We start from the raw sequence: 23,340 nt of genomic DNA on the forward strand, positions 1-23,340 counted from the left end.
TGCATTATGCGCCCTTTCGATTCTGCCGATCGGGATGTTCACCATACGGCGCATTTGCCAACAGGAGCTTGAGGCGGTTGAGCTGGTTTACCTCGCTTGCTCCGGGATCAAAGTCGATGGCGGATATTTGCGCATCAGGGTATCGGCGGCGCAGTTCCTTAATCATCCCTTTGCCGGTAACGTGATTGGGGAGACAGGCAAACGGCTGTAGACAGGCGATACTGACAACCCCTGACTTAATAAGTTCAACCATTTCGGCGGTTAGGAACCAACCCTCGCCGGCAACGTTACCTAAGTCCAAAACCCCGTGAACGCCTTTTGCAAGATTGTAAATCGATTCGGGCGCGGTAAAGCGGCGACTTTTATTCAGAGCTTTTTTCATTCCGCTGCGGTACCGCTCGATATACCAGATCATTGCGTGGTACTTAAACCGGTTAAAGGCGTTCGATTCCAGTGATGTTTCATAGTAGAGGCCGTCGAACAATGAATAGAAAAGAAGTCCATCAAGTCGGGCATAACGCATTCGGCGCCTTCCCGCTCAATGGTACCGACAATATCGTTGTTGGCTGTCGGATGAAATTTTACCAAAATTTCACCGACTACGCCGATGCGGGGTTTTTCCATTTGAATAAGCGGCAGCGTATCAAAATCATGGACAATATCGCGTACTATGTTACGATAACTCCGCCCTGTCATGTGTTTCAATTCGGCTTTTATTCGGTCGGCATAATGGCGGTAGAGTGCATTTGCCGCACCTTTTTCCTGCTCGTAGGGGCGGGTGCGGTACAGTACACGCATCAGCAAATCGCCGAGGCAGAGCGCCTTTAGTGCGCGGTCTGCTAAACCGAACGTCGGCTTAAAGCCTGAGTTTTTTTCAATCTGCTGCGCGCTTAACCCGATTACAGGGATATACCCCAAGCCGGCATCCTCTAACGCCCGCCTGATAAAACCGATGTAGTTTGTTGCACGGCACCCGCCCCCTGTTTGCGTGATGATGAGCGCCGTCGCATTGAGGTCGTATTTACCCGACTGCAGCGCTGCAATCATCTGCCCTGCAACGATAATCGCCGGATAGCAGGCATCGTTGTTTACATACCGTAATCCGCAGTCGATTGCCTGAGGGTCGGTATCGGGCAATATGACGAGATTAAAGCCGGAGTGCCGGAAGGCTGCTTCCAATAAGTCAAAATGGATGGGAGCCATCTGCGGCGCGAGAACGGTATACCGCTTACTCATCTCTTCGGTAAATTCAACTCGTTTAAAGCCGCGATATCCCGGCGCTTTGACGGGCGCTCCCTTGCTGCGCTCGCGGATAGCGGCGAGTAAGCTGCGGATACGGATACGTACGGCGCCGAGGTTTGAACCTTCATCGATTTTAAGCAAGGTATACATTTTTCCCTGCGCTTCGGTAATTTCCTGCACTTGGTCGGCGGTTACCGCATCCAGACCGCAGCCGAAGCTGGTCAGCTGAATAAGTGCGAGGTTATCTTGCCGTGCGGCAAATTCGGCGGCACGGTACAGCCGGTTGTGGTATACCCATTGGTCTACAACCCGGAGCGGACGGGGAAGTTTGCCTAAATGCGCAACGGAATCCTCCGTCAATACGGCGAGTCCTAAGCCTGTCAGCAATTCGGGAATTCCATGGTTGATTTCCGGGTCAAGATGATACGGACGCCCTGCAAGCACAACGCCGATGAGTCCCTGTTCTTTCATACGCCGAAGCGCCGCCTCGCCTTGGAACTGGGTCTCTTTTTTTTTACTGCCTCTGCTTCTGCTCTTGCCTTCCGTACTGCTGCACGAATTTCAGCAAGCGGTATGCTCCAGTATTTATTGAGTTCTTCGTGGAGCCGCTCTCCGAGGCGTTTGTCATTATAGAGCGGTAAAAAACGGATTGAGAAAACGGATATGCTCGTCCTGCCGAAGCGCGTCGATGTTGTTTTTAAGGACTTCGGGATAACTCGTTACGACGGGACAGTTGAAATGATTGTTTGCCTGAGGGTCTTCCTTGGTCTCGTACGGAATACAGGGATAGAAAATCGTTGTAACGCCCGCTTTTAAGAGCGCTTCGATATGCCCGTGAGAAATTTTGCCGGGATAACACACCGATTCCGACGGGATAGATTCCAATCCCAATTCATAGAGTTTGCGGGAAGAGCGGGGCGACAATTTTACCGAAAATTTCAGTTCAGTTAAAAGCGTGAACCAGAACGGATAATTTTCGTAGAGGTTGAGCACACGCGGAATACCGATGACGCCCCGTTCGGCTTCGGTTTCCGGCAGCGACTTATACGAAAACATACGTTTATACTTCCAGTCGAAGAGATTGGGAATATCGTTATCCTGTTTCTGTTTACCGGTCTTGAGGAGTGATTCTTTTGACTGTGCATTTGCCGTTTCCGCTATTTCGGCACCGCGTTCGCAGCGGTTTCCCGTAATAAAGATGCGGGTACCTGCCGCGGGTGTATTAAACCGGTTGACGGTTAAAAGGCAGTTGTTGGCGCATTTACCGCAGCGGGAAAGTTCCAGCTTAACGGTGAGTGCATCAAGCCCTTCTGCCGGTAAGATATTCGACCGGATATGTGCATCCGCTCCTTGGTTTTTCCATTGGTCGCGGGCGAGGAGCGCGGCGCCGAAAGCTCCCATCAGGCCGCTGATGTCGGGGCGCACCGCTTCTTTGCCGGTAATCAGTTCAAAGGCGCGCAGTACCGCATCGTTGTGAAAGGTGCCGCCCTGCACAATCACTTTTTCGCCGATAGTAGCTGTATTTCTCAGTTTGATAACTTTAAAGAGGGCGTTTTTTATCACCGAATACGAAAGCCCCGCCGAAATGTCGCCGACGGAGGCTCCTTCCTTTTGTGCCTGTTTAACGCGGCTGTTCATAAAGACCGTACAGCGGCTGCCGAGGTCGATCGGTTTGGGGGCGAGGAGAGCTCGTGCGGAAAAATCTTTAACCGGCATACCGAGCGAGCGGGCAAAGTTATCCAAAAAACTGCCGCAGCCCGAAGAACATGCCTCGTTCAGTTGAATGGAGCTGATACAGTTATTCTTCATGCGGATACACTTCATATCCTGCCCGCCGATGTCGAGCAAAATTCGACGCCGGGAAGGAAGAATTCGGCTGCGCGGTGGTGCGCGATGGTTTCCACTTCTCCTGCGTCCACGCCGAAAGCCGCTTGAAAGAGCCCTTCACCGTAGCCGGTAGATAAAGAGCGGGCAATATGTGCAGCACTCGGGATCTGTTTATAGAGGGATTGCAGCATGGTTACCGCAAGATTGACCGGATTGCCTGCATTCGATTCGTAAAACTGCCAGAGGATTCTTCCCTCTTGGTCGATGAGTACGGCCTTTGTTGTGGTGGAACCGGCGTCCATACCGAGGAACACCGGGACGGAAGCGGTTTCAAGCGGAGCGGTTTCCGCCCGTTCCCGTCCATGCCGTTCGCGGAAAGCCGCAAGCGCCGCTTCGTTTTCAAAGAGGGGCGGAAGCCGCTGCACTTCCTGCATTTCCGCATCGGCAAGGGAGCCGAGCTTATCCCGCAGTATTTCCACGGTCAAGGCTGCGGGATTGGTAAATACCGTTGTATCGGTGATTTCCGGCATCGGACTCGGCTGAGTACGGAAGCCCGTTCGCAGCAGTTGTGTCTGCGTTGGCGCCGTACAGGCAATATTCGCTGTTTCCGCGCCGTTGTTGACAGTCCGGTGGGGTGATGCTCTCAGCGATTGATTGGAACCGGCGCTGAGCGCTGCACCGAGTGCAACAAAGAGTTCCGATTTTTCCGGCACGATGATTTCGTCATCCGTAAGGTGCAGGGTTTCGATAAACCGCTGCCGTAGTTGGTCAAGAAAGTGAAGCCGCCTAAAAGGCGCAGCGCCCGCGGATGGGTTTGCCGCATGCAAGGCCGGATATCGTCTGGCTGACAACCGCCTGAAAGATACTCGCGGCAATATCTTCCCGCCGCGCTCCTTCGTTGATGAGGGGCTGTACGTCGGTCTTTGCAAAGACCCCGCAGCGGGCGGCGATGGGATAAATCGTTGTCGCATTTTTGGCAAGCTCATTTAACCCCGTCGCATCGGTTTCGAGGAGCGCCGCCATTTGGTCGATAAAGGCGCCCGTACCGCCCGCACAGGTGCCGTTCATACGCTGCTCAACCGAACGGCCGAAGTAGGTTATTTTAGCATCTTCGCCGCCCAACTCGATAGCAACATCGGTTTGTGGAATCTTTGCCTGCACGGCGACGGCCGCGGCGACAACCTCCTGCACGAAAGGCACGGAGAGCCACTTTGAAACAGCCAAACCGCCGGATCCGGTTACCCGCACTTGTAACTGAGCGCGGCTGCCGTACATTTTTGCCACCTCATCCAAGGCTTCCGTTACCACCAGAATAATTGTCTTGCGGATATCGGCGCGGTGCCGTTCATATCTGCTATATACGATGGAATTATCAGCGGAAAGAATCACCGTTTTTACGGTCGTCGATCCGACATCAATTCCCATGCGAAGTGTATCGGTCAAAATCATGTGAATTATAGTGCCACATTGCACAAAAAATGACAAGGAGATTGCCTGCTTGAGGTAAAACTCATTGTTGTTAAAAAAATGCCGATACTGAAAACGTAGAAAGGGAGGAGTTCTATGCTTAAAAATACCGCGTTTCATGACAATCTCTATCAGCTTGCAAAAATAGTCAGTATTACCACCGAAGGACTTTCGCTTGAACTGTCGGAGACTATGTTTTTGGATAAAACAGTCGCTGACATATCTTTCATATCCGATGCATTGGAGTCGTTATTTACCGAAATACAGAATCTTTCGCACTTACCTGAATATCTCCCGATTATGCAGAGCCTCTATTCGTGTGAGACAGATTATATATTGCTTTTAAAAGCATTTGCCGCTAAAACAATCGAAAAACAGATTACTTTGCCTGTTTCTTGCCCCGATCTGAGTGCGTATTATAAGCTGCATAGCGATATGAAAAACCGAATAGAGAAACGGATCCAAGAAAGCGATAAAAATCTCGATGCGTATCAGATTGTCTCTCAAAACGAGCTGAGCCAACTCCTTTGTATTTAATCGAACCGGTATGCGCATAACAGGTGGAACGCTGAAAAATCGACAAGTTCAATGCCCTAAAGGTATTATCAGACCGGCAATGGATAGGATGCGGGAATCCCTTTTTGCGATTTTAGGTGATTTGGAAGGAAAGTCTTTTTTAGATCTTTTTACCGGATCCGGTATGTGCGGACTTGAAGCCTATTCGCGGGGAGCGTACCCAGTCGTTTTGGTGGAAAAAGACAAGGATAAATTCCCTATTTTGTTAAAAAATGCGGCACTGGCGGATAAAAAGCTTGAGTGTAAATGTATGCCGGTGGAACTTTATCTCCAGCGCTCTAAAAATATCTTTGATATTATCTATCTTGATCCTCCGTTTCCGTATCAGTTCCATTATGATCTATTACATACAATCGCAGAAAAGCCGATTCTTGCCGCGGGAGGGCTTGCGTTGATACACCGTCCTAAAGAAAAAGAGCTGCCGGATCAAATTTTATCGTTAACTCGCATCGATCAACGCGCTTATGGGCGTTCGATAGTGGATTTTTATCGAAAGGCAACCTCCTTTTGAAATATACGATGCATCTACTGCGTCGCCTTGCCAAAAGTGTACATCCTTGTACACTTTTGGCAGCGAGTTTCAGCTTTGCTGAAACATCGCTTCTGATATAACCAGCGGCATCCCTGCCGCTACTGAAAATCCTCAACGTATCAGTACCGCCACGGACGGCGGTGGTTCTAATCAGTAGCGTGTTTGCCTTGCAAACACGTAGGTATAAAATGTACAGGGAGGTACATTTTATACCGTGCCTGTGGTACTTTTTTACCGTATTCCTTGTATCTACACCGTCTATTTCAAAAGGCTTACGGAAAGGTTTTATAGTATATGCCGCTTCTGAAAATACTCAACGTATCAGAACGGACAGGGATGTCCGTGGTTCCAAGCAGCAGTAAGTTTTTCGTTAGAAAAACTTATCGTTGACCAGTGTACACGGACGTACACTGGTCAACAGCGCCACGGATGGCGGTGTTTACATGCAGTAACAAGTTTGCTTGCAAACTTGTAGCCCTCAAATGTGCAAGGATGTACATTTGTGGGCGAGGATGGCGGTATTTCGTTGATTTGCCTAATGCGGTTGTCTTTCTTCTAAAACAAAAGGCACGAAATTTTCAGAAAATTTCGTGCGAAATGATGGCAATCGTATCGGATATTTTCGATACGATTGCCTAAACGCCGTATGTCGGCTTTGTGTATTTATCTTCTTTCCCGTGCGAAATGGATGCCGGAGACATCAAGCTGCGGCACACCTTCCGGTAAGGAAATATTCGTCGCATTCATAGAATCGGCGATGGCTTGAGCCATGGAGTCGAGTTCATAGCCCTTATCGGGGCTCATCGTCGAAGCAATGGTGATACGTTCATTGATAATTTCCATATCATCCATATTCTTTTCAATGAATTCCTGAATGAGGTCACCCGACCGTACCGCCCATGAACCGTTTTCCACAATAGCAATCTTTCTATTCTGCAAGTTCAAAAGCCGCATGTGATCCAAGAATTCATGGATCGGCGGGAAAATGTTCAGATTGTATGTCGGCGAGCAGATCACGATGTGGCTGAACTTGAATGCCTCGGAGATAAGATACGACACATGGGTACTCGACGTATCGTACACCGACACATTCGTAATGCCTTTTTCAACAATCTTTGAAGCAAGTGCAAAGGCCGCCGATTCGGTATTGCCGTAAATGGAGCCGTACACCAGTAACACGCCTTTTTCTTCCGGCGTATACGTCGCCCAGTGCAGGTATTTATCGAGGATGTAGGGGAAGTTGTCCGCCTCCCATACCAAACCGTGCAGTGCACAGATGTATTTAATCTTAGGGAGCAGGTCGAGCTTGAGTACCTTTCCGACAAGATGCATAACTTCGGGGCCGTATTTGCCGACGATATTCGTCAGATAGCGCCGTGCTTCATCAATCCAGTCGCGCGGGTAGTTTACTTCTTTTGCAAAGAGCTTTCCGTCAAGCGCAATAAACGAACCGAATGCATCTGCAGAGAACAATACCCCATTGGTTACATCAAGCGTAACCATAACCTCAGGCCAGTGCACCATCGGCGCTTCAACAAAGGCGATAGTGTGATCTTCAAAGGTGCGGGTGTCTCCTTCTTTGACGGTGTCCGTTTTGTAATTGTCAGGATTATAGGCAAACTGACGCATCAGCATAAAGCCTTTTTCCGTAGAGATAATCGTCGGCGCCCATTTGTCCAGCACAGTGGTAACGGAGGAAGAGTGATCGCACTCCATGTGGTTTACAACCAAGTAGTCAACCTTATCGCGTCCGTACTTTTCCAGCAAATAGGTGATATTTTCCATCAGCTGCGGGCAGGATGTCCATTCCGCCGTATCAAAAAGAATGGTACTCTTCTTATCAAACAGAAGATAGGCGTTATAGCTCACTCCGAGGGGTATCGGATGCATATTTTCAAATAGTGTTAAGCGGTGATCGTGTCCACCGACCCACCATACATCTTTTGTAATTTCACGTACATTGTACATAGTAAACTCCTATAAAAACTTTTGCAGGATGTTTGAACATCCGAAATAGTACTTGGCTATTAGTTGTTGCGGAAGGTCAGCTTGATAAAGCGGTCTTTCGCTTCGCCGCAGTCGGGACAGGTGAATTCCGGATCGAGATGTTCGAACAAGGTTTCAGGCGGGATATCCGCATCCTTATTTCCTTCTTCCGGTACATACTTATAGCCGCAGCCCAGACAGACATAACGGGGGCCGATAGGCGAGGGGCGGGGCACGGGCGCTTTTTTAATTTTCGGATAGGGGAAGGTCAGTTCTTCTTTTGAAAGCGCGTTTAACTCTTCAATTAAGAGCGGAACAACTTCTTCCAAATCGCCGACAATACCGTAGTCGCAGTGTGAAAAAATCGGCGCTTTCTTGTTCTTGTTGATGGCGATAATGCGGGAAGCATCCTTAATGCCTTTTAGGTGCTGAATAGCTCCGGAAATACCGATGGCAAAATATAAGTTCCCTTTAAACTTTTGGCCGGACATGCCGACATAGCGTTGTACCGGAACGTACTTCAAGGTTTCCGCTGCGGGGCGGGAAGAACCGATTGATGCCCCTGCTGCCTTTGCCAAATCTTCAATGAGATGCCACGTTTCTTTGTCCTTTACTCCGCGGCCGCCTGAAACACCGATCGGCGCCATCGCCATCAGTGAATTGATATCCACATCTTTGTAGAACTTAAAGCGTTCAACTTCAACCAACTGTTGAATTACCTTGTGGACTTTTTCTTTCATCGTATCGCCGTCGGGGAAGATACGTTTGCGCATGCCGGTAATACCGATTCTCGGATCACCTTTTAATCGAGCTACTGCCATTTCATACTCCTATAAAAACTTTATCATTTCGTGCGTGGAACGCGCACATATCATCTGCAAGTTTGCGCAAAGCAAACTTGCCCGTGTTTTTCAGCCGCGTCATTTTAGCGGCTGAAAATAAACCTTCTTTAAAATGCAACAGTCGAACAAAATATCAATTTTGGAGACTGTTGCATTCGTGCGCGGAACGCGCACATATCATCTGCAAGTTTGCGCAAAGCAAACTTGCCCGTGTTTTTCAGCCGCGCCATTTTAGCGGCTGAAAATAAACCTTCTTCAAAAATGTGTGTTGTTGATTTACCGATTTGCCTTACCGAGTTTTCCCAATATTTTCGACGCAATAACGAGCCGCTGAATTTCGTTGGTGCCTTCGTAGATGGTGGTAATCTTGGCATCGCGATACATCTTTTCTACCGGAATCCCTTTGATAAAGCCTGAACCGCCGTGGATTTGGAGTGCATTATTTACCACTTCAAGCGCGATATCCGATGCATACATCTTTGCCATTGCGGAATCGAGGCCGTAGTCCTCGTGGTTTTCTTTCTTTTCCGCAGCTTTGTAGATGAGCAGGCGGGCTGCTTCGATCTTTGTCAGCATATCGGCCAACTTAAAACCTAAATTCTGCTGGGCTCCGATCGGTTTACCGAACTGTTCGCGGGTGCGTGCATATTTTACCGCTTCTTCATACGCGCCCTGTGCGATACCGAGCGCCTGCGCCGCAATACCGATACGGCCGCCGTCGAGGGTCTTCATAGCGATTTTGAATCCTTCACCTTCCTTGCCGAGCAAGCGGTCATGCGGGATCGTTACTTCGTTGAAGATGAGCTCCGCAGTTGCGGAAGTACGGATACCGAGCTTGTCATAGTGTTCGCCGAACTCAAAGCCTTCATCTCCTTTTTCTACGATAAAAGCGCTAATACCTTTGGTACCGGGAACGTCGGGATTCGCTGCAAATACAACATAGGTGTCAGCCTTAGGCGCATTTGTAATGAATATCTTTGAACCGTTCAGAATATAATTGGTTCCGTCATCGATATATTCGGTTTCGGTGCCGCCGGCGTCGCTGCCTGCATTGGGTTCTGTCAAACCGAATGCACCGATTTTTTCGCCCTTCGCAAGGGGAATCAAATATTTCTGCTTTTGCGCTTCCGTACCGAACTCCGCGATCGGATATGCGCCTAACGACGTATGAGCTGAACAGATTACGCCGATACCGCCGTCCACGCGGGAAAGTTCTTCAACAACAATCGCATAACTGATAACATCGAGTCCTGCTCCGCCGTAGTCCTTTGAATAGGGAACTCCAAGCCATCCGTGAGCAGCCATTTGCTTTACCTGATCTTCCATCCACGCCTCTTCAACCGGGCCGCGGTCTTTTTCGAGCACGATCGGTTTTACTTCTTTTTCCGCCCATTCACGAACTTGCTTTCGCAAGGCTTCGTGTGCTTCTGTCGTTTTGAATAACATAATACCTCCTGATTAGGGGCAAACGCATCAGATACTTTCTGAATAACCAAGCAGAATAATAGGTCGGTCAACCAGAGTTGAACCTCTCCACGGTTTAAATGGTCTCCCAACCTATTATTCTGCGATTTGCTGCTACACTATCTGGTGCGTTTGCCCCTTTTTTACAATAAAGTGCATGAAATTTGTGAAAACTTTATGCAATGCATTATGAAGTTGCACTTCATTCTTATTTTAAAGCAGGTATAAAAGATTTGTCAAGTAAAAATTAAGAATTGTTCTTATTTTTTAAATCCTCGGTGTTATTCGTGCGCTTTAATTCTTCGATGATCTGCGCTGTGGTTGTTGATTTAAAAATATCGGATGGGGCAATTTTTTGATGTATTTTGATATGGACTAAGAGTATAAGTTTTGGTTTTTTCTATATTCGCGGGCATTGACGATGTACTCACCTCCTGTTTGTTCCAGTTCTTCAGAGAAGGTCGCTCGAAAGCGATCGTAAACGGTACGAACTTGTTGACAGATATGGTATGTGCCTTCTAAGATTGAAAGAAATAGAAGAATTATAATCCGGCAGCACACAGAAATGCGGGAAAGGATTCGGGTAATATGATGGAAATGGAATTTTACAAAATTATTTTTGAAGAAGTGCTTCGCCTCTCGGACGACGGCTTTATCGTGGTGGATAAGCATGCAATCGTCACGGACATCAACGATCGCTACAGCGCCTTTTTAGGAAAACCTAAGGAGGAAATCATCGGCAGGCCGATCACAGACGTGATTCCCAACAGCAAGATGGCGGATATCATGCGGAACGAGTACAGGGAGGAGCTGGCCATGCACAAATATATACCGGGCTATGTGCGGGATGCAACCAACGACTTTGTACTGGTAAGCCGTACTTATGTGAAAGATTCGGCGGGCGACACGATCGGCGGTGTAGCGCAGGTCCATTTCCGTGAGCAGGCGATACAATCTGCAAGACGGATGCTCAAAGAGTATAACGAACTTGAATTTCTGCGCGAGCAGTATAAGCAGTTCAATGGATTCCAGTTGGGATTCAAAGACATCATCGGCAAAAGTACTGCGATTCAAAGTAAGAAGCGGGAGGCAATGCGGGCGTCTAAAACAAACTTCTCCGTGCTGATCACTGGAGAAAGCGGCACCGGAAAAGAAGTGTTTGCAAAAGCGATCCACTACGCCAGCCGTCGTTGCCGTCGGCCGTTTGTAAGCGTAAACTGTGCAGCCATACCAGGGGAGCTTTTGGAAGCCGAGTTATTCGGCTATGAGGAGGGGTCGTTCACAGGGGCTAAGAAAGGCGGCCGCAAGGGCAAGTTCATCCAAGCAGACGGCGGAACCATCTTTCTGGATGAAATAGGGGATATGCCGCTCGTGATGCAAGCGAAAATATTGCGTGTCCTACAGGAACGCGAAGTGGACATGGTGGGAGGAACAAAACCTATCCCAGTGGATATTCGCGTGATTTCGGCAACAAGGAAAAATTTGGAGAACATGATCCGCGAGGGAACATTCCGCGAGGATTTATACTACCGGTTGAATGTAATCAATATTCATTTGCCGCCGCTGCGAGAGAGAACCGAGGACATCCCCTGTCTGGTTCAATATTATATGGACAAACTGAACAGAGAATACAAGCGGAATGTGGGAATATCCAAGAAGGTGATCGAAGCCTTCTACCGCCACAGTTGGAACGGAAATGTGCGAGAGCTTGATAATGTCATCAAAGGGGCTTATGCCGTTTGCGATGATTTGGAAATCCTTCCTTCCGATCTTCCGACTAAATTTGAGTTCAAAGATGAAAATGAACCAGAGAAAAAGATACCCCAGACAGCGCCTCCACCGGAACGGACAGGAAAGCCAAGAGAGGGAACGCTGGAAGCTGTTCGTATTGCAGGATCTATGAAGGAATTTTTGAAAAGTCAGGAAAAGGAAATGATCTTAGCCGCCTATGAAAAATTTCATACCGTGCGCAAAGCCTCGGCCTATCTAGGCATGAGTATGCCAACCTATGTCAGAAAGAGGCGGGAATATTTGAGCGAAGAGGAAATGACTGTCTAGGCATCTTTAGCAAGAAAAGAATCAATACCCCCGCACGAATAGATCGCTCCATTTTTAAAGCGCTTCAAATTTGATTGCTTTAAAAATGGAGCGTTTTTTTTGTTTTGCACATCTTTTACACCTTTATCAAAAAAAATAACAGGGATTATTCATTGAAATGCACGATTTTCAAGCTCCGGCAAAGAAAAGAAGTTGGTATAACAATTGCTATCTATAATTTAATAGCGAGTCACGGGCGCAAAGTATCCGGAGCTTGCGGGAATCCGTGACGCAGGACATGTCTGGCAAAATCAATGCCGCCCGGCCAGGCGGCATCAAAACGGAGCGTAGAAAATGAAGTTTACAGAAGCGGCAAAAACAACAGAGTTTGTGAAAGCGGAACTGGAGGGAAAGCTCGCGGTACTGACAATGAACAGGCCAAAGGCTTTGAATGCACTGAATGACCAGACGCTTGACGAGTTGGAGAGGCTGTTTACAGCGATCGAAAAAGACCGTGAGGTACTTGGCGTCATCCTAACTGGCGAAGGGCGTGCCTTTGTTGCAGGTGCGGATATCTCGCAGATGTCCGGCTATGGCGTGGAAGAAGGTCGTCTTTACTCAGATAGAGCGCAGAAGCTTTTCAACAAAATCGAGATTTTGGAAAAGCCGGTAATCGCAGCGGTGAACGGGTTTGCACTGGGCGGAGGCTGCGAGTTGGCTATGAGCTGCGATATTCGCATCGCTTCCGAGCAAGCGATTTTCGGGCAACCGGAAGTCAATTTGGGACTTATGCCCTGTTTTGGCGGAACTCAGCGTCTTCCCCGACTGGTTGGTACTGGCATTGCCAAGGAACTTATCTACACCTGTCGCCAGGTGAAGGCGCAGGAGGCAAAGGAAATCGGTCTTGTCAACAAAGTAGTGCCAGCCGAATCTCTGCTGGGGGAGGCAAAGACCATGATGGCGATGATCCTTTCCAAATCTCCCATTGCGATCGGCTATTGTAAGGCGGCCATCAACCGCGGGGCAGATACAGACCTTCGTAATGGCCTTGAAATCGAAAAAGAATGTTGGGCGATCGTGTTTGGTACCAAGGATAAGGAGGAAGGTATCAGTGCCTTCTTGGAAAAACGCATGCCCCAGTTCCCAAATCAATACTGAGAGAACAAAATGATTTCGTCCTTTCGGGCGAATGAAAAAGGAGATCTTATATGAACGCAATAAATATATTGGGGATAGTAGGGATTATAGCGGCATTTATTTTGCTAACGATTCTCATCATGAAAGGCCTCAACATTTTTCTGACTGTATTTATCTGTACTCTTGTGGTTGCAGTTACAACACGTATGCCTATTTATGGAGCCTTCAAAACAAATTTTATGGTTGGTTTTAGTAGCTTTTTCCAGAATTATTTCCTGTTGTTCTTAACAGGCTCGCTACTGGCGAAGGCCATGGATATTACCGGTGCCGCCAAGTCGATCGCAAAAGCGATCATTAAGCTCATGGGCGTCGATTTGGCTTTTGTATCTGTGCCCCTTGCATGCGGTGTGTTGGCATACGGCGGTGTTACCGCCCATGTGTGCGCTTTCTGTGTGTTTTCGATTGCGCTGCAGGTGTTTCGGGCGGCGGATATTCCTCGAAGGATAATTCCCGGTGCCCTCTGCTTTGGATGCTCTACCTTCGCTATGATCTCGCCAGGTGCCGTACAAATCCACAACGCAGTACCTGCCAATAACTTGGGCACACCGTACACGGCAGGGTTTGTGAACGGCTGGATTTCATGTTTATTCATGCTGGTTATGGGGCTTATCTGGTTGAGCATGTACATCAAAAAGGCAAAGGCAAACGGTGAGCACTTTGCCCCCATTGCAGGAGATGATATCTCCGATGATCCCAATGAGAGACTGCCCGCCCCTCTTCTCGCTTTGCTTCCCCTCATCGTTACCATCATACTTGTGAATATTAAAAACGGAAAAGGGGCTGCGTTGATTCCGGTGGAAGTTGCGGTATTGGCTGGAACCGTTTTTGCAGTTGTAGTGATGTACCCGTTTGTAAAAAAAGGAAGCCTCGGCAAAACTTTTACGGATGGTGTTCAGATGTGCTTAGTCTCAGTAACAGCCACCAGCGCGGTGGTGGGCTTTGGTTATGTCGTTTCCCATTCGGCTCAGTTCTCGCTTATTACAAATGCTATGATCAACGTCCCCGGTCCGAAATTGCTGTCACTCTTTATAGGAACGACAGTTATTGCGGGCGTCTGCGGAAGCGCTTCCGGTGGCTTGGGCATTGCGGTACCGATTCTTGGGTCGGTTTACACGAAGTTGGGGCTTTCTGCCGCGTCGGTTCACCGCGTGATGGCCTTGTCCTCCTCGGCGCTGGATTCTCTGCCGCACAACGGCTATATCGTCACTGTAACAAACGGTCTATGCCGCGAAACGCACAAGGCTTCTTACGGACTTACCTTCCGACTGACGGTGGTCGTTCCGTTTCTTGGCTCGCTGCTCGGCGTGCTGCTGTTTACGCTATTCCCCAATCTGCCGTAACCTAAAAGGGGAAAATATTCAAGTGCCGGCTGTAAGCCGGCCACATCGAAAGGAGAAAAATCATGTTTAAACCATTGACGGGTATAAAAGTTATTGATCTGACCTATTTCATTGCAGGACCCGGTGCTGCCAAGATTCTTGCGGACTGGGGCGCTGACGTTATCAAAGTAGAGCCGGTGTTCGGCGATCCGGGGCGCACAACGGGTAAGCCTATGTGCATGCCTACTGAGGACGATTGCAATATCCTTTATAACATCTACAACGCGAATAAGAGAGGACTTTCCTTGAACCTAAAGGCAGAGGATGGAAAAGCTGTTTTGGAAAAAATTCTGGAAACGGCGGACGTCTTTGTAACCAGCTACAGAACGGGTGCACTTAAACGTCTTGGACTGGATTACGAGGCTATGCACGCCAGGTATCCGCATATCGTATGGGGGCAAATCAACGGCTATGGAGATTTCGGTCCCATCAAGGATAACCCCGGTTTTGATACGGTTGCTTTCTGGGCTAGAAGCGGAGCCATGATGGATCTTGTCGAGAAAGGAACTTCTCCGGTTAATCCGCTGATCGGTTTTGGAGATGCCACAACGTCTTGCTCTCTTGCTGCCGGTATCTGCGGCGCGCTGTATAATAAAGCAAAGACCGGCGAGGGGTGTAAGGTCATGGTATCGTTATTTGGGCAAGCGATTTGGAGTGGGAGCGCCGGTGTAGCATCGACGCAGTATGGTGACAGTTATCCTAAGACCCGACTTATCCCCGGGACACCCGTTATGAACACCTACAAGAGCTCGGACGACATTTGGTTCTACATGAGTATTCTGGAGCCGGATCGGTACAATCCTTTGCTTCTCAAAGGGCTGGGCAGGGAGGAATTGATCGCGGATCCCGCCTATGGAACGGCCGCCTGTAAGGAAAATGCAAGGAATATGACAAAGATGCTCTCGGAGGCGTTTGCCGAATACACTTATGTCGAGATCGATAAAATGCTGACGGATGAGGACATCGCGCATGAAAAAGTACAGGGCTTCCATGATATTGCTACCGATCCGCAGGCAGTCGCAAACCTGTTTGTTGCGCCGGTGAAAGAGTGGAACGGCACGGAAACTCAAATGGCTATGACCCCTGTTCGCTTTACACAAGTTGAACCAAAGACCGTACAGGATATTGCACCAACTGTGGAACGCACTGCGCCTAAGGTGGGAATGCATTCCGTGGAGATTCTAAAAGAATATGGCTATACGCAGGATCAGATCGATGCTCTTTTGGCATCGGGCGCAGTAGCTGTGAATATCCAGAAAAAGTAAGGAGGATAAATATGTATAATTTTGAACTGACAGACTACCAGAAAGAGATTCGGCGGCGTGCCGAAACATTTGCGCAGAAGGAACTGCTTCCCGGTGTGATCGAGCGAGATAAAACGGAAACGTACGATATGAGTATTGTAAAAAAACTGGGGGAGGCAGGGCTGATCGGCCTGCAATTCGATCCAAAGTATGGGGGTCACGGTAACGATTACCTTGCGTTTCTAATCGTGGTAGAAGAATTGTGTAAGGTGGATTCGGCCTTCGGCATTTCCTATGCAATCTCATCTACTTTTACAACGGGCATCGACTCCTTCGGCAACGAAGAACAAAAGATGCATTGTATGCCGCGTCTCTTTGCCGGAGATGCAATCGGCTGCTTTGCACTGACGGAGCCGGACGCAGGTTCCGATGCGGGTTCTGCTAAAACGCAAGCGATTCGTGATGGAGATAACTTTATTTTGAACGGCAAAAAGCACTATATTACCAATAGTGCCGTTGCCGACTACTGTATGCTGATTGCAAACACAGATCTTTCTAAGGGCTCAAAGGGTTTGACTGCCTTCCTAGTAGACATGAAGAATACGCCAGGTATTAGCATCGGACATATTGAAAGTAAGTGTGGTATCCGTTCGGCCAAGGTTGCGGAGATCAACATTGAAAACGCAGTGATTCCTGCAAGCCGCATGATCGGCACGGAGGGGAAGGGATTCCGCTATGCACTAAGCGCGCTCAATGCCGGCAGGCTCGGTGTAGCAGCGCAGGGGCTAGGCATTGCGCAGAGCTCCTTTGATATCTGCAAAGATTACATGAAGGAGCGCATGCAGTTTGGTAAACCAATCTATAAGAACCAGTATCTGGCTTTTAAGATGGCCGAACTGCAAACGGAGATCGATATGTGTCGTCTTTTGCTTTATAAGGGAGCATGGGAACAGCAGCAGGGAATGGATTTCTCCATATCGGCCTGTAAAGCAAAGCTTGCCTGCTCAAATCTGGCCATGAAGGTCACCACGGAGTGTATCCAAAATATGGGCGGGGCCGGATATATGCGCGAAAATCATGTAGAACGAATGTTCCGCGATGCGAAGATAACCCAGGTCTACGAAGGAACGAATGAGATACAAAGGCTGATCATCAGCGGCGCTATCTTTGGCTGATCGTAGTAGTAGTACGGTAATACCAACCGTACAAAGCGCAGGGCTGACGGTTTTTCACCCCAGCCTTGCGGGAAATCCGCATACAGCCGCCGTTGTGCTGGCTGCCGGCAGGGGGCTGAAAACCACCGCCTGTTTTGAAAAAATGCTTACTCTGGCAGACGCTTTGCAGGGACAGGTGGTGGGCACCAGAGGGGCGGTGGATATGGGCTGGATTCCCGCCTCTAGGGAGGTCGGGCTCAGCGGCCTCCGCCTTGCGCCGCGGATCTATTTTGCGCTTGGTGTTTCGGGAGCCAATTTCCACACAATCGGAATGTATCGCTCTAAGCTGATCGTTGCCGTGAACATTGAGGAGAATGCCCGGATTTTTTATATGGCGGATTACTGTATTTGTGCAGAGGCGGAAACGGTTTTAGATGGACTATTGGCAGCTTTGCCCGGTAGGACGTTTCAAGGGACGGACAAGATCGAAACCTTTCTCTTGACGCAGCTGCAAGCCTACCCGTTCCGGTATAATCCAGTGCGTAAAAACGAATGACGTGTCGTATCCATGCAAGGAAAATCAACAACCCCGACGCTTGCGTCGGGGTTGTTGATTTAAAAATATCGGATATATCGGTTTTTTTGATGTATTTTGATATGAACTAAGAGTATAAGTTTTGACTTTTTCTATATTCGCGGGCATTGACGATGTCGTCGAGGATTGCATCTTGCTGTTTCAGCCCCTCAGCTTTCCATTCGACTTCTTTCCGCTCCCGCAGCTTCGTTACGATGAGCCGCTTCTGATGTGCTTTGATATAGATTTTCCGCATTTTTTCGATGACGAGTTCCGCCTCTACCAATGCTTTTTCTTGCTTTTCGCGGTCGATACGGAGCCGTTCCAAGTAGTTTTCGTGCAAGGTGAGCTCAGCAGGGGTTTTAAGGCTTACCCCGAGCGATCGACGAGTTTTTATTTCTTCCTGTGCGATTTCGGTAAGGCGCAACACAATCGCTTCGCGGGCGGCAACGGCACGTCCGAGGTTGGTTTCCGCTTCTTTTTCGCGGAAGGTTCGGATATCCAAGAGCTTTTGAAGCGAAAACTGAAATTTCTTCATAGGGGATTATTCTTCCGCGTAATCTTCAGGCGGCTTTTCAATTTCGGCTTTGTACAGGTCGGCGGCTTCCGACGGCATCAGGTATTTTTTTGCCGCACCTGCCCCCGCTTGGAAGCTTTCTTCATTTGGTATGTCGATGTGGGTAATGGCGCTGAGTTGTTCCAGCGTTTTTTCGATGGGTGCAGGATCGTTTACCTCTTGCTGTAAAAAAGTTTCGATTTTATCATGGTGTGCGATCGCCTCGTCGATGGCGGGATTGCTGCCTTTTTGATACGCTCCGACTTGAATCATATCTTCGGCATCGGCATAGACTGCCATCAATTTACGCATATACTGTGCTGCTTTTTTACTGCATTCCCCTGCGACGCGGTTTGCCAAACGGGAAATACTGCCGAGTACGTCGATGGCAGGGTAGTGCCCGCGCTGTGCAAGTTTCCGGTTAAGCACAATGTGCCCGTCCAAAATACCGCGTACCGCATCGGAAATAGGCTCGTCCATGTCGTCGCCGTCAACGAGTACGGTATAAAACCCGGTAATCGAACCTTTTGAGGAAGTTCCGCTCCGCTCGAGCAGTTTAGGCAGCACCTCAAAAACGCTCGGAGTGTAGCCGCGGGTTGCCGGCGGTTCCCCAATTGCGAGGCTGATTTCGCGCTGCGCCTTGGCAAAGCGGGTAACCGAATCGAAAAGGAGCATCACATCCTTTCCTTGGTCACGGAAATACTCGGCGATTGCCGTTGCCGTATATGCGCCGCGGATACGGGCGAGCGGGCTGGTATCCGATGTAGCGGTTACTACAACCGAATGCTTTAAACCTTCCGGCTCGAGGTCGTGTTCCAAGAAATCGTTTACCTCGCGGCCGCGTTCGCCGATAAGCGCAATGACGTTGACGTCGGCGCTCGTGTTTCGCGCAATCATGCCCATCAAGGTTGATTTACCGATACCAGAACCGGCAAAGATACCAATACGCTGCCCTCTGCCGACGGCAAGGAGCGCGTCGATGGCGCGGATACCGGTTACGATTCGTTCTTTAATGGGACGCCGTTCCAGTGGGTCAGGTGGCGAAGCAAGGATAGGGTAGTGAAGGGGAGAGTAGGGTTCCTGTTTGCCGTCCGCCGCCCTTCCGAGTGAATCAACGACACGGCCGAGCAGTACCGAACCGACTGGTACGGAAAGCATCGTTCCGCTCGCGATAACATCACAGCCGATTTCCACTCCCTGTATATCTTCGTAGGCCATCAACTGTACGGTTGAACCGTTTAAACCGATAACCTCGGCGATGATACTCTCTGTGTTATCTTTCAGATTGATTCTGCATAATTCCCCGACGGAGGCTTGCGGGCCGCGACTTTCGATAAGGAGCCCTTGCACCCGGCTAACAACACCGGTGCGCTTAATGGGTTCCGTTTCGGAAACTGCGTCAAGGTATTTATCAAAAGGCGACGTCATAAGCTACTTTCGATTTGAAGATCCGTCGGAGGAAGCCGCCCGCGTCCGTATCGGAGATATTTCGAGGATGCGTTGTTCAAGTTCATGCAGCTGGGAGGCGATACGTGCATCTACCGAACCGAAGTCGGTTTCGATAATACAGCCGCCCGCATCGACCGATAGGTCTTCCACAACGGTGATGTTTTTGATATTCTCTGCCGCTGCCAAGAAATCCTTGGTATGCTCGCTCGTTAAACCGACATCGGCGAGGTTTACCCGTATAATGACATCGGCGCGTCCCTTTACCTTGCGCAGCGCATGGATAATATTCGATGTTACGACATTCCGCTGATTTTCTGAGATTACTTTTACAATCTTGCGGGTCATCAACAGCACGAGGTCAACAATCTGCTGTTCCGTCTGCGCTAAAATCTCCTCGCGTTTATCCATCGTACGTTCGATCATCGTATGGAGACGTTCTATCAAACGGGTTACTTCGACTTTTCCTTCTTTGAATCCCGCTTCCCGTCCGGCATCGAAACCTTCGGTAAAAGCTTTTTTCTGCGTAGCCGCTTCGGTTTGTTCGGCCTTGTCGACAATGTCTGCGGCTTTTTTTTCCGCTTCGCTGACGAGTTCTTGTGCTTGATCGCGAGCTTTTTGCGCATCAATCTGAGACACGTCCATCTGTCGCTTTGCTTCTTCAAAAGCGGTTTTCTTTGCGTTTTCGATAATTTCATCGGCTTCGCGGTGAGCGTCGGCTATGAGCTGCTCTTTTTCAATTTCCCACTGACGTTTAAATTCTTCCGCTTCGTTTTTGAGATCTTCAAGTGTCGGCCCCTCGGGAACCGGAACGGCTTCTACCACCTCGGTAGTAGTTTCCGGTTCAAAGGTTTTCTCTAAGGTGAGTACCATGTCTCCGCTGAGTTTTTTAACTTCAAAATCGTGAAAAATATTTTTAGCCACTTTCAGAATCTCCTTTTGCCGATTTGATTATGCTGTTTTGGTTAGACAATCATCTCGTCTTCGTCGGAACGTGCAATAACAATATCGCCGTTGTCCTCCAAGTGCCGGATAATCGAAACAATCTTCTGCTGCGCTTCTTCGACGTCCTTCAAACGAGTCGGCCCCATGTATTCCATTTCTTCTTTTAACATGCTTGCCGCACGTTTGGACATATTTCTGAATATCTTATCCTGTACTTCGGTATCGACAATCTTAAGCGCTTTTGCAAGCTCTTCACTGTTAACCTCACGCAGCACCTTCTGAATGGAACGGTCGTCGAGCATAACAATATCTTCGAACACGAACATTCGCTTCTTGATCTCTTCCGCCAGGTCGGGGTCTTGATCTTCAAGCGATTCGATAATCGACTTTTCGGAAGACCGGTCGACAAGGTTGAGGATTTCAACGATGCTTTCGACACCGCCCGCTGCCGTATAATCTTCGCTGGAGAGGGTAGAAAGCTTCTTTTCGAGTACCCGTTCAACCTCGCGCAAAACATCGGGCGAGGTTCTATCCATCGTTGCGATACGGCGGGCTACGTCGCTCTGAATTTCATCGGGCAGGTTTTGCAAAATGACTGATGCTTTCTGCGGTTCCAGATACGCAAGGATCAGCGCAATGGTTTGCGGATGTTCCTGCTGGATAAAGTTTAAAAGATGCGCCGGATCGGTACGCCGGATAAAGTCGAAGGGACGTACTTGTAGCGAGCTGGTGAGCCTATTGATGACCTCAATTGCCTTTTGGCTCCCTAAAGATTTCTCCAATAATCCGCGCGCATAGTCGATACCGCCGGTCGTAATGAAGTTTTGAGCTGCCATGAGCTCTTGGAACTCTTGTAATACCGCTTCTTTCAGCTCGGATTCAACCGTTTCGGTACGAGCGATTTCGAACACGAGTTTTTCGATTTCGTCCTCGCGCATCTGTTCCATGATTTTAGCCGAGATTTCCTCTCCGACTGCAACCAAGAAAATTGCCGCTTTTTGACGTCCGTTCAGTGATTTTATATCTTTCTGCTTTTTACTGTTTGCTGCATTCGTTTTTCCTTTTGCGGGTGATACTGCCATACTATTCCTCCATCAACCATGTGCGTAGCAGCAATGCAACATCTTCAGGATGCTCACGCGCATTGTTTATCACATTTTCCAACAGTTCGCGCCGTTTCATCTCTTCTACGGACATTGAAACTTCCATACCGGCCTGTTCAGCCTCCCACAGTGCTTTTTCGCGTTCAAGCTGATGCTGCCGCAAAAGCTCTTCTTCACGGAGCCGCTTTCTACGTTCAATTTCGCGGCTGACAATACGGTAGATAATAAAGACGAGTAACAGGAATGCCAAGCCTGCTAGGCTGATCAGCAATATCCATCGCCGTTGAACGGCTCTAAAATAAGCTTCATCTTCTTTTTCAAATTCTGCCATGCGGTCGAATTGAATATTGAGGACGCTTACCGAATCGTTCCGGAGTGCATTGTATCCGATTGCGTTTTGTACCGCTTGTGTCGCTTTCTGCAATTCTTCATCTGAAATTGGGATATACTCACGCTCAATCTGTCCGTCTTTAATGATGAGATTGCCGTTTGCATCTTTCTTTTTACGCCATTGCCCGTCGATATTGACCGATACGGTACGGCGTCCCATTTCAGGACTGACAATCTCGGATGTTCTCCGACTACCGATTTCTTCATTTGTCTTTACAATCGACTGCGTAGACAAACCTGTTAAATTGCTGGTATCCCGATATGAAGGAGCTGTTTGTCCTTCCACACCGGCGGGGCCTTCGGGATTAAAGCCTGTCCCCTGATAGGTTGTTGTTGCCGTTTCCGAAGAGCGGGTTACCGAAGCGCGAACCTCGGATTCATCGTATGGGGTTTCAGGATTGTCCGGTTTCAGCTGGAAGGGCAGGAATTCTACCGTTTCTGCGGTCTTTTCCGACATATCCATATCGATTTTAATGCTGAGGTCCCTGACACGATCGATTCCATACGTCTGCTTTAAGAGATTGAGTATTTTTGCCTCATACTTCATTTCCAGTTGTGAGATAATCTTCTGCTGCTTCTCTATAATGGATAAGCGATCAAAGTCTTTCATGCCGCCAAAATCGTTGAGGATATTCCCGTTGTTATCGGCTATGGAAATATTCTCATCTTTTAAGTCCGAAACGGCATATTTAAGCAGCTTTTGAATGCCTTCAATTTTTTTGCGGTTTGTGCTGATGTCGCTGCCCGGCTTAGGATACAGTATAACGCTGGCAGTCGCAGGCACTTCTTCACCTTTCAGAACGGTTTCTGTTTGAGCAGGGTTGATAACAACATTTACATCATCGATGTCATCCAATGCTTTAATGTGTTTGCGGATTTCTTCGGTGATGGCGCGCCGCTTATCGATATTGCGTTCAAAGTCCGTCCGTGTCCAGCGCTCTACATCGAACAGTGCCCACGGGTCGGTATTTTGCGGAATAAGGTCTTCACGCAAGAGAATGGCACGCATCCGGCGGGCGGTTTGCTCGTCGTTTACTGAAATAACACCCGATTGCGAAACGGTTGCTTTTACATTCTCTTCGTTGAGCCTGAGAATAATGCGTTCCCTCACCGTTGCATCCGTTACCGGAGTATCGATGAGCGGTACGAGCGATGGTTTAGCCGACCATGAAGTAAGCAAGACGATAATGACAATCGCTGCAACGACGACAGCTGCCAATATCCCTTTTTGAATAGGCGTCCACTTACTCCACAGTGTTTTGATTTGCGTTACTGTCTTTTTAAACCATTCGTTCATGTGTCCTCCCCCTTACTGAACGAACCTGCTACAATAGACCTGTTCGATAACTCTGTTGTCGAACAGGTCGACGAGTTTTAAA

At 48.7% G+C, this 23,340-nt stretch carries 19 protein-coding genes and 1 pseudogene; 8 read left to right on the plus strand and 12 right to left on the minus strand.

The features are described 5' to 3' along the window. Positions 1-4: 4 nt before the first annotated feature. From GWP43_RS14710 to GWP43_RS14725, 4 genes and pseudogenes are all read right to left on the minus strand, one after another. Positions 5-415 carry a hypothetical protein gene (locus tag GWP43_RS14710; protein WP_230978079.1) on the minus strand — a complete coding sequence of 137 codons (411 nt, stop codon included), beginning with the start codon at positions 413-415 and terminating at the stop codon, positions 5-7. Continuing rightward, positions 412-3,066: pseudogene (locus tag GWP43_RS15405) on the minus strand (acyl-CoA dehydratase activase-related protein). Before GWP43_RS15405 ends, GWP43_RS14710 begins: the two are co-directional and overlap by 4 nt. After that, entirely contained in the window at positions 3,063-3,920 is an 858-nt protein-coding gene (locus GWP43_RS15410) for a BadF/BadG/BcrA/BcrD ATPase family protein (RefSeq protein WP_330997098.1), read from the minus strand. Before GWP43_RS15410 ends, GWP43_RS15405 begins: the two are co-directional and overlap by 4 nt. Further along, on the minus strand, positions 3,856-4,518 hold the full coding sequence (locus tag GWP43_RS14725; protein ID WP_330997099.1) for a BadF/BadG/BcrA/BcrD ATPase family protein: 663 nt from the start codon (positions 4,516-4,518) through the stop codon (positions 3,856-3,858). Before GWP43_RS14725 ends, GWP43_RS15410 begins: the two co-directional genes overlap by 65 nt. 114 nt (positions 4,519-4,632) lie before the next feature. On the opposite strand from GWP43_RS14725, the gene GWP43_RS05185 reads away from it, so the two are divergent. Both GWP43_RS05185 and rsmD read left to right on the plus strand, forming a co-directional pair. Then, complete coding sequence (locus tag GWP43_RS05185) at positions 4,633-5,073, plus strand: hypothetical protein (RefSeq protein ID WP_162663222.1); 441 nt, start codon at positions 4,633-4,635, stop codon at positions 5,071-5,073. A gap of 10 nt (positions 5,074-5,083) precedes the next feature. Then, complete coding sequence (gene rsmD, locus GWP43_RS05190) at positions 5,084-5,623, plus strand: 16S rRNA (guanine(966)-N(2))-methyltransferase RsmD (RefSeq protein WP_162663224.1); 540 nt, start codon at positions 5,084-5,086, stop codon at positions 5,621-5,623. A gap of 684 nt (positions 5,624-6,307) precedes the next feature. On the opposite strand, the gene GWP43_RS05195 is transcribed toward rsmD, so the two are convergent. The 3 genes from GWP43_RS05195 to GWP43_RS05205 form a co-directional block, all read right to left on the minus strand. Then, positions 6,308-7,612 carry an FprA family A-type flavoprotein gene (locus GWP43_RS05195; protein WP_162663225.1) on the minus strand — a complete coding sequence of 435 codons (1,305 nt, stop codon included), beginning with the start codon at positions 7,610-7,612 and terminating at the stop codon, positions 6,308-6,310. Between the two features lie 59 nt (positions 7,613-7,671). Beyond that, complete coding sequence (locus GWP43_RS05200) at positions 7,672-8,451, minus strand: FAD-binding protein (RefSeq protein ID WP_162663227.1); 780 nt, start codon at positions 8,449-8,451, stop codon at positions 7,672-7,674. Between the two features lie 297 nt (positions 8,452-8,748). Beyond that, positions 8,749-9,918, minus strand: coding sequence for an acyl-CoA dehydrogenase family protein (locus GWP43_RS05205; protein ID WP_162663229.1), 1,170 nt, complete (start codon positions 9,916-9,918; stop codon positions 8,749-8,751). Positions 9,919-10,524: 606 nt separating this feature from the next. Here GWP43_RS05205 and GWP43_RS05210 point away from each other — a divergent pair. From GWP43_RS05210 to GWP43_RS05235, 6 genes are all read left to right on the plus strand, one after another. Continuing rightward, complete coding sequence (locus GWP43_RS05210; RefSeq protein ID WP_162663231.1) at positions 10,525-11,994, plus strand: sigma-54 interaction domain-containing protein; 1,470 nt, start codon at positions 10,525-10,527, stop codon at positions 11,992-11,994. A gap of 333 nt (positions 11,995-12,327) precedes the next feature. Beyond that, positions 12,328-13,131, plus strand: coding sequence for an enoyl-CoA hydratase-related protein (locus GWP43_RS05215; RefSeq protein WP_162663233.1), 804 nt, complete (start codon positions 12,328-12,330; stop codon positions 13,129-13,131). A 50-nt stretch (positions 13,132-13,181) separates the two neighbouring features. Then, positions 13,182-14,510 carry a GntP family permease gene (locus GWP43_RS05220; RefSeq protein ID WP_162663235.1) on the plus strand — a complete coding sequence of 443 codons (1,329 nt, stop codon included), beginning with the start codon at positions 13,182-13,184 and terminating at the stop codon, positions 14,508-14,510. Positions 14,511-14,572: 62 nt separating this feature from the next. Further along, positions 14,573-15,814 (plus strand): CaiB/BaiF CoA transferase family protein, encoded by a 1,242-nt coding sequence (locus GWP43_RS05225; RefSeq protein ID WP_162663237.1) that lies wholly within the window; start codon positions 14,573-14,575, stop codon positions 15,812-15,814. Positions 15,815-15,825: 11 nt separating this feature from the next. Next, complete coding sequence (locus tag GWP43_RS05230) at positions 15,826-16,968, plus strand: acyl-CoA dehydrogenase family protein (RefSeq protein WP_162663239.1); 1,143 nt, start codon at positions 15,826-15,828, stop codon at positions 16,966-16,968. Next, positions 16,961-17,503, plus strand: coding sequence for an electron transfer flavoprotein subunit alpha/FixB family protein (locus GWP43_RS05235; protein WP_162663241.1), 543 nt, complete (start codon positions 16,961-16,963; stop codon positions 17,501-17,503). Before GWP43_RS05230 ends, GWP43_RS05235 begins: the two co-directional genes overlap by 8 nt. A 106-nt stretch (positions 17,504-17,609) precedes the next feature. Here GWP43_RS05235 and fliJ read toward each other — a convergent pair whose 3' ends face one another. From fliJ to fliF, 5 genes are read right to left on the minus strand one after another with little or no spacing between them, the layout of a single operon-like run. Further along, positions 17,610-18,059, minus strand: coding sequence for a flagellar export protein FliJ (gene fliJ, locus GWP43_RS05240; RefSeq protein WP_162663243.1), 450 nt, complete (start codon positions 18,057-18,059; stop codon positions 17,610-17,612). Positions 18,060-18,065: 6 nt separating this feature from the next. Next, on the minus strand, positions 18,066-19,505 hold the full coding sequence (fliI, locus tag GWP43_RS05245; protein ID WP_162663245.1) for a flagellar protein export ATPase FliI: 1,440 nt from the start codon (positions 19,503-19,505) through the stop codon (positions 18,066-18,068). Positions 19,506-19,508: 3 nt separating this feature from the next. Next, entirely contained in the window at positions 19,509-20,447 is a 939-nt protein-coding gene (fliH, locus tag GWP43_RS05250; protein WP_162663247.1) for a flagellar assembly protein FliH, read from the minus strand. Between the two features lie 41 nt (positions 20,448-20,488). Continuing rightward, the gene (gene fliG / locus GWP43_RS05255) at positions 20,489-21,550 is read right to left on the minus strand and encodes a flagellar motor switch protein FliG (RefSeq protein WP_162663249.1); all 1,062 of its coding nucleotides are present in this window, start codon (positions 21,548-21,550) and stop codon (positions 20,489-20,491) included. A gap of 1 nt (position 21,551) precedes the next feature. Continuing rightward, positions 21,552-23,258, minus strand: coding sequence for a flagellar basal-body MS-ring/collar protein FliF (gene fliF / locus GWP43_RS05260; protein WP_162663251.1), 1,707 nt, complete (start codon positions 23,256-23,258; stop codon positions 21,552-21,554). Positions 23,259-23,340 lie beyond the last annotated feature (82 nt).

It is taken from the genome of Treponema vincentii, assembly GCF_010365865.1.
Lineage (GTDB): Bacteria > Spirochaetota > Spirochaetia > Treponematales > Treponemataceae > Treponema.

Coding starts and splice junctions, on each gene's coding strand:
- GWP43_RS14710 (WP_230978079.1), bottom strand. CDS start 415: ATGATCTGGTATATCGAGCGGTACCGCAGCGGAATGAAAAAAGCTCTG.
- GWP43_RS14725 (WP_330997099.1), bottom strand. CDS start 4,518: ATGATTTTGACCGATACACTTCGCATGGGAATTGATGTCGGATCGACG.
- GWP43_RS05185 (WP_162663222.1), top strand. CDS start 4,633: ATGCTTAAAAATACCGCGTTTCATGACAATCTCTATCAGCTTGCAAAA.
- rsmD (WP_162663224.1), top strand. CDS start 5,084: ATGCGCATAACAGGTGGAACGCTGAAAAATCGACAAGTTCAATGCCCT.
- GWP43_RS05195 (WP_162663225.1), bottom strand. CDS start 7,612: ATGTACAATGTACGTGAAATTACAAAAGATGTATGGTGGGTCGGTGGA.
- GWP43_RS05200 (WP_162663227.1), bottom strand. CDS start 8,451: ATGGCAGTAGCTCGATTAAAAGGTGATCCGAGAATCGGTATTACCGGC.
- GWP43_RS05205 (WP_162663229.1), bottom strand. CDS start 9,918: ATGTTATTCAAAACGACAGAAGCACACGAAGCCTTGCGAAAGCAAGTT.
- GWP43_RS05210 (WP_162663231.1), top strand. CDS start 10,525: ATGATGGAAATGGAATTTTACAAAATTATTTTTGAAGAAGTGCTTCGC.
- GWP43_RS05215 (WP_162663233.1), top strand. CDS start 12,328: ATGAAGTTTACAGAAGCGGCAAAAACAACAGAGTTTGTGAAAGCGGAA.
- GWP43_RS05220 (WP_162663235.1), top strand. CDS start 13,182: ATGAACGCAATAAATATATTGGGGATAGTAGGGATTATAGCGGCATTT.
- GWP43_RS05225 (WP_162663237.1), top strand. CDS start 14,573: ATGTTTAAACCATTGACGGGTATAAAAGTTATTGATCTGACCTATTTC.
- GWP43_RS05230 (WP_162663239.1), top strand. CDS start 15,826: ATGTATAATTTTGAACTGACAGACTACCAGAAAGAGATTCGGCGGCGT.
- fliJ (WP_162663243.1), bottom strand. CDS start 18,059: ATGAAGAAATTTCAGTTTTCGCTTCAAAAGCTCTTGGATATCCGAACC.
- fliI (WP_162663245.1), bottom strand. CDS start 19,505: ATGACGTCGCCTTTTGATAAATACCTTGACGCAGTTTCCGAAACGGAA.
- fliG (WP_162663249.1), bottom strand. CDS start 21,550: ATGGCAGTATCACCCGCAAAAGGAAAAACGAATGCAGCAAACAGTAAA.
- fliF (WP_162663251.1), bottom strand. CDS start 23,258: ATGAACGAATGGTTTAAAAAGACAGTAACGCAAATCAAAACACTGTGG.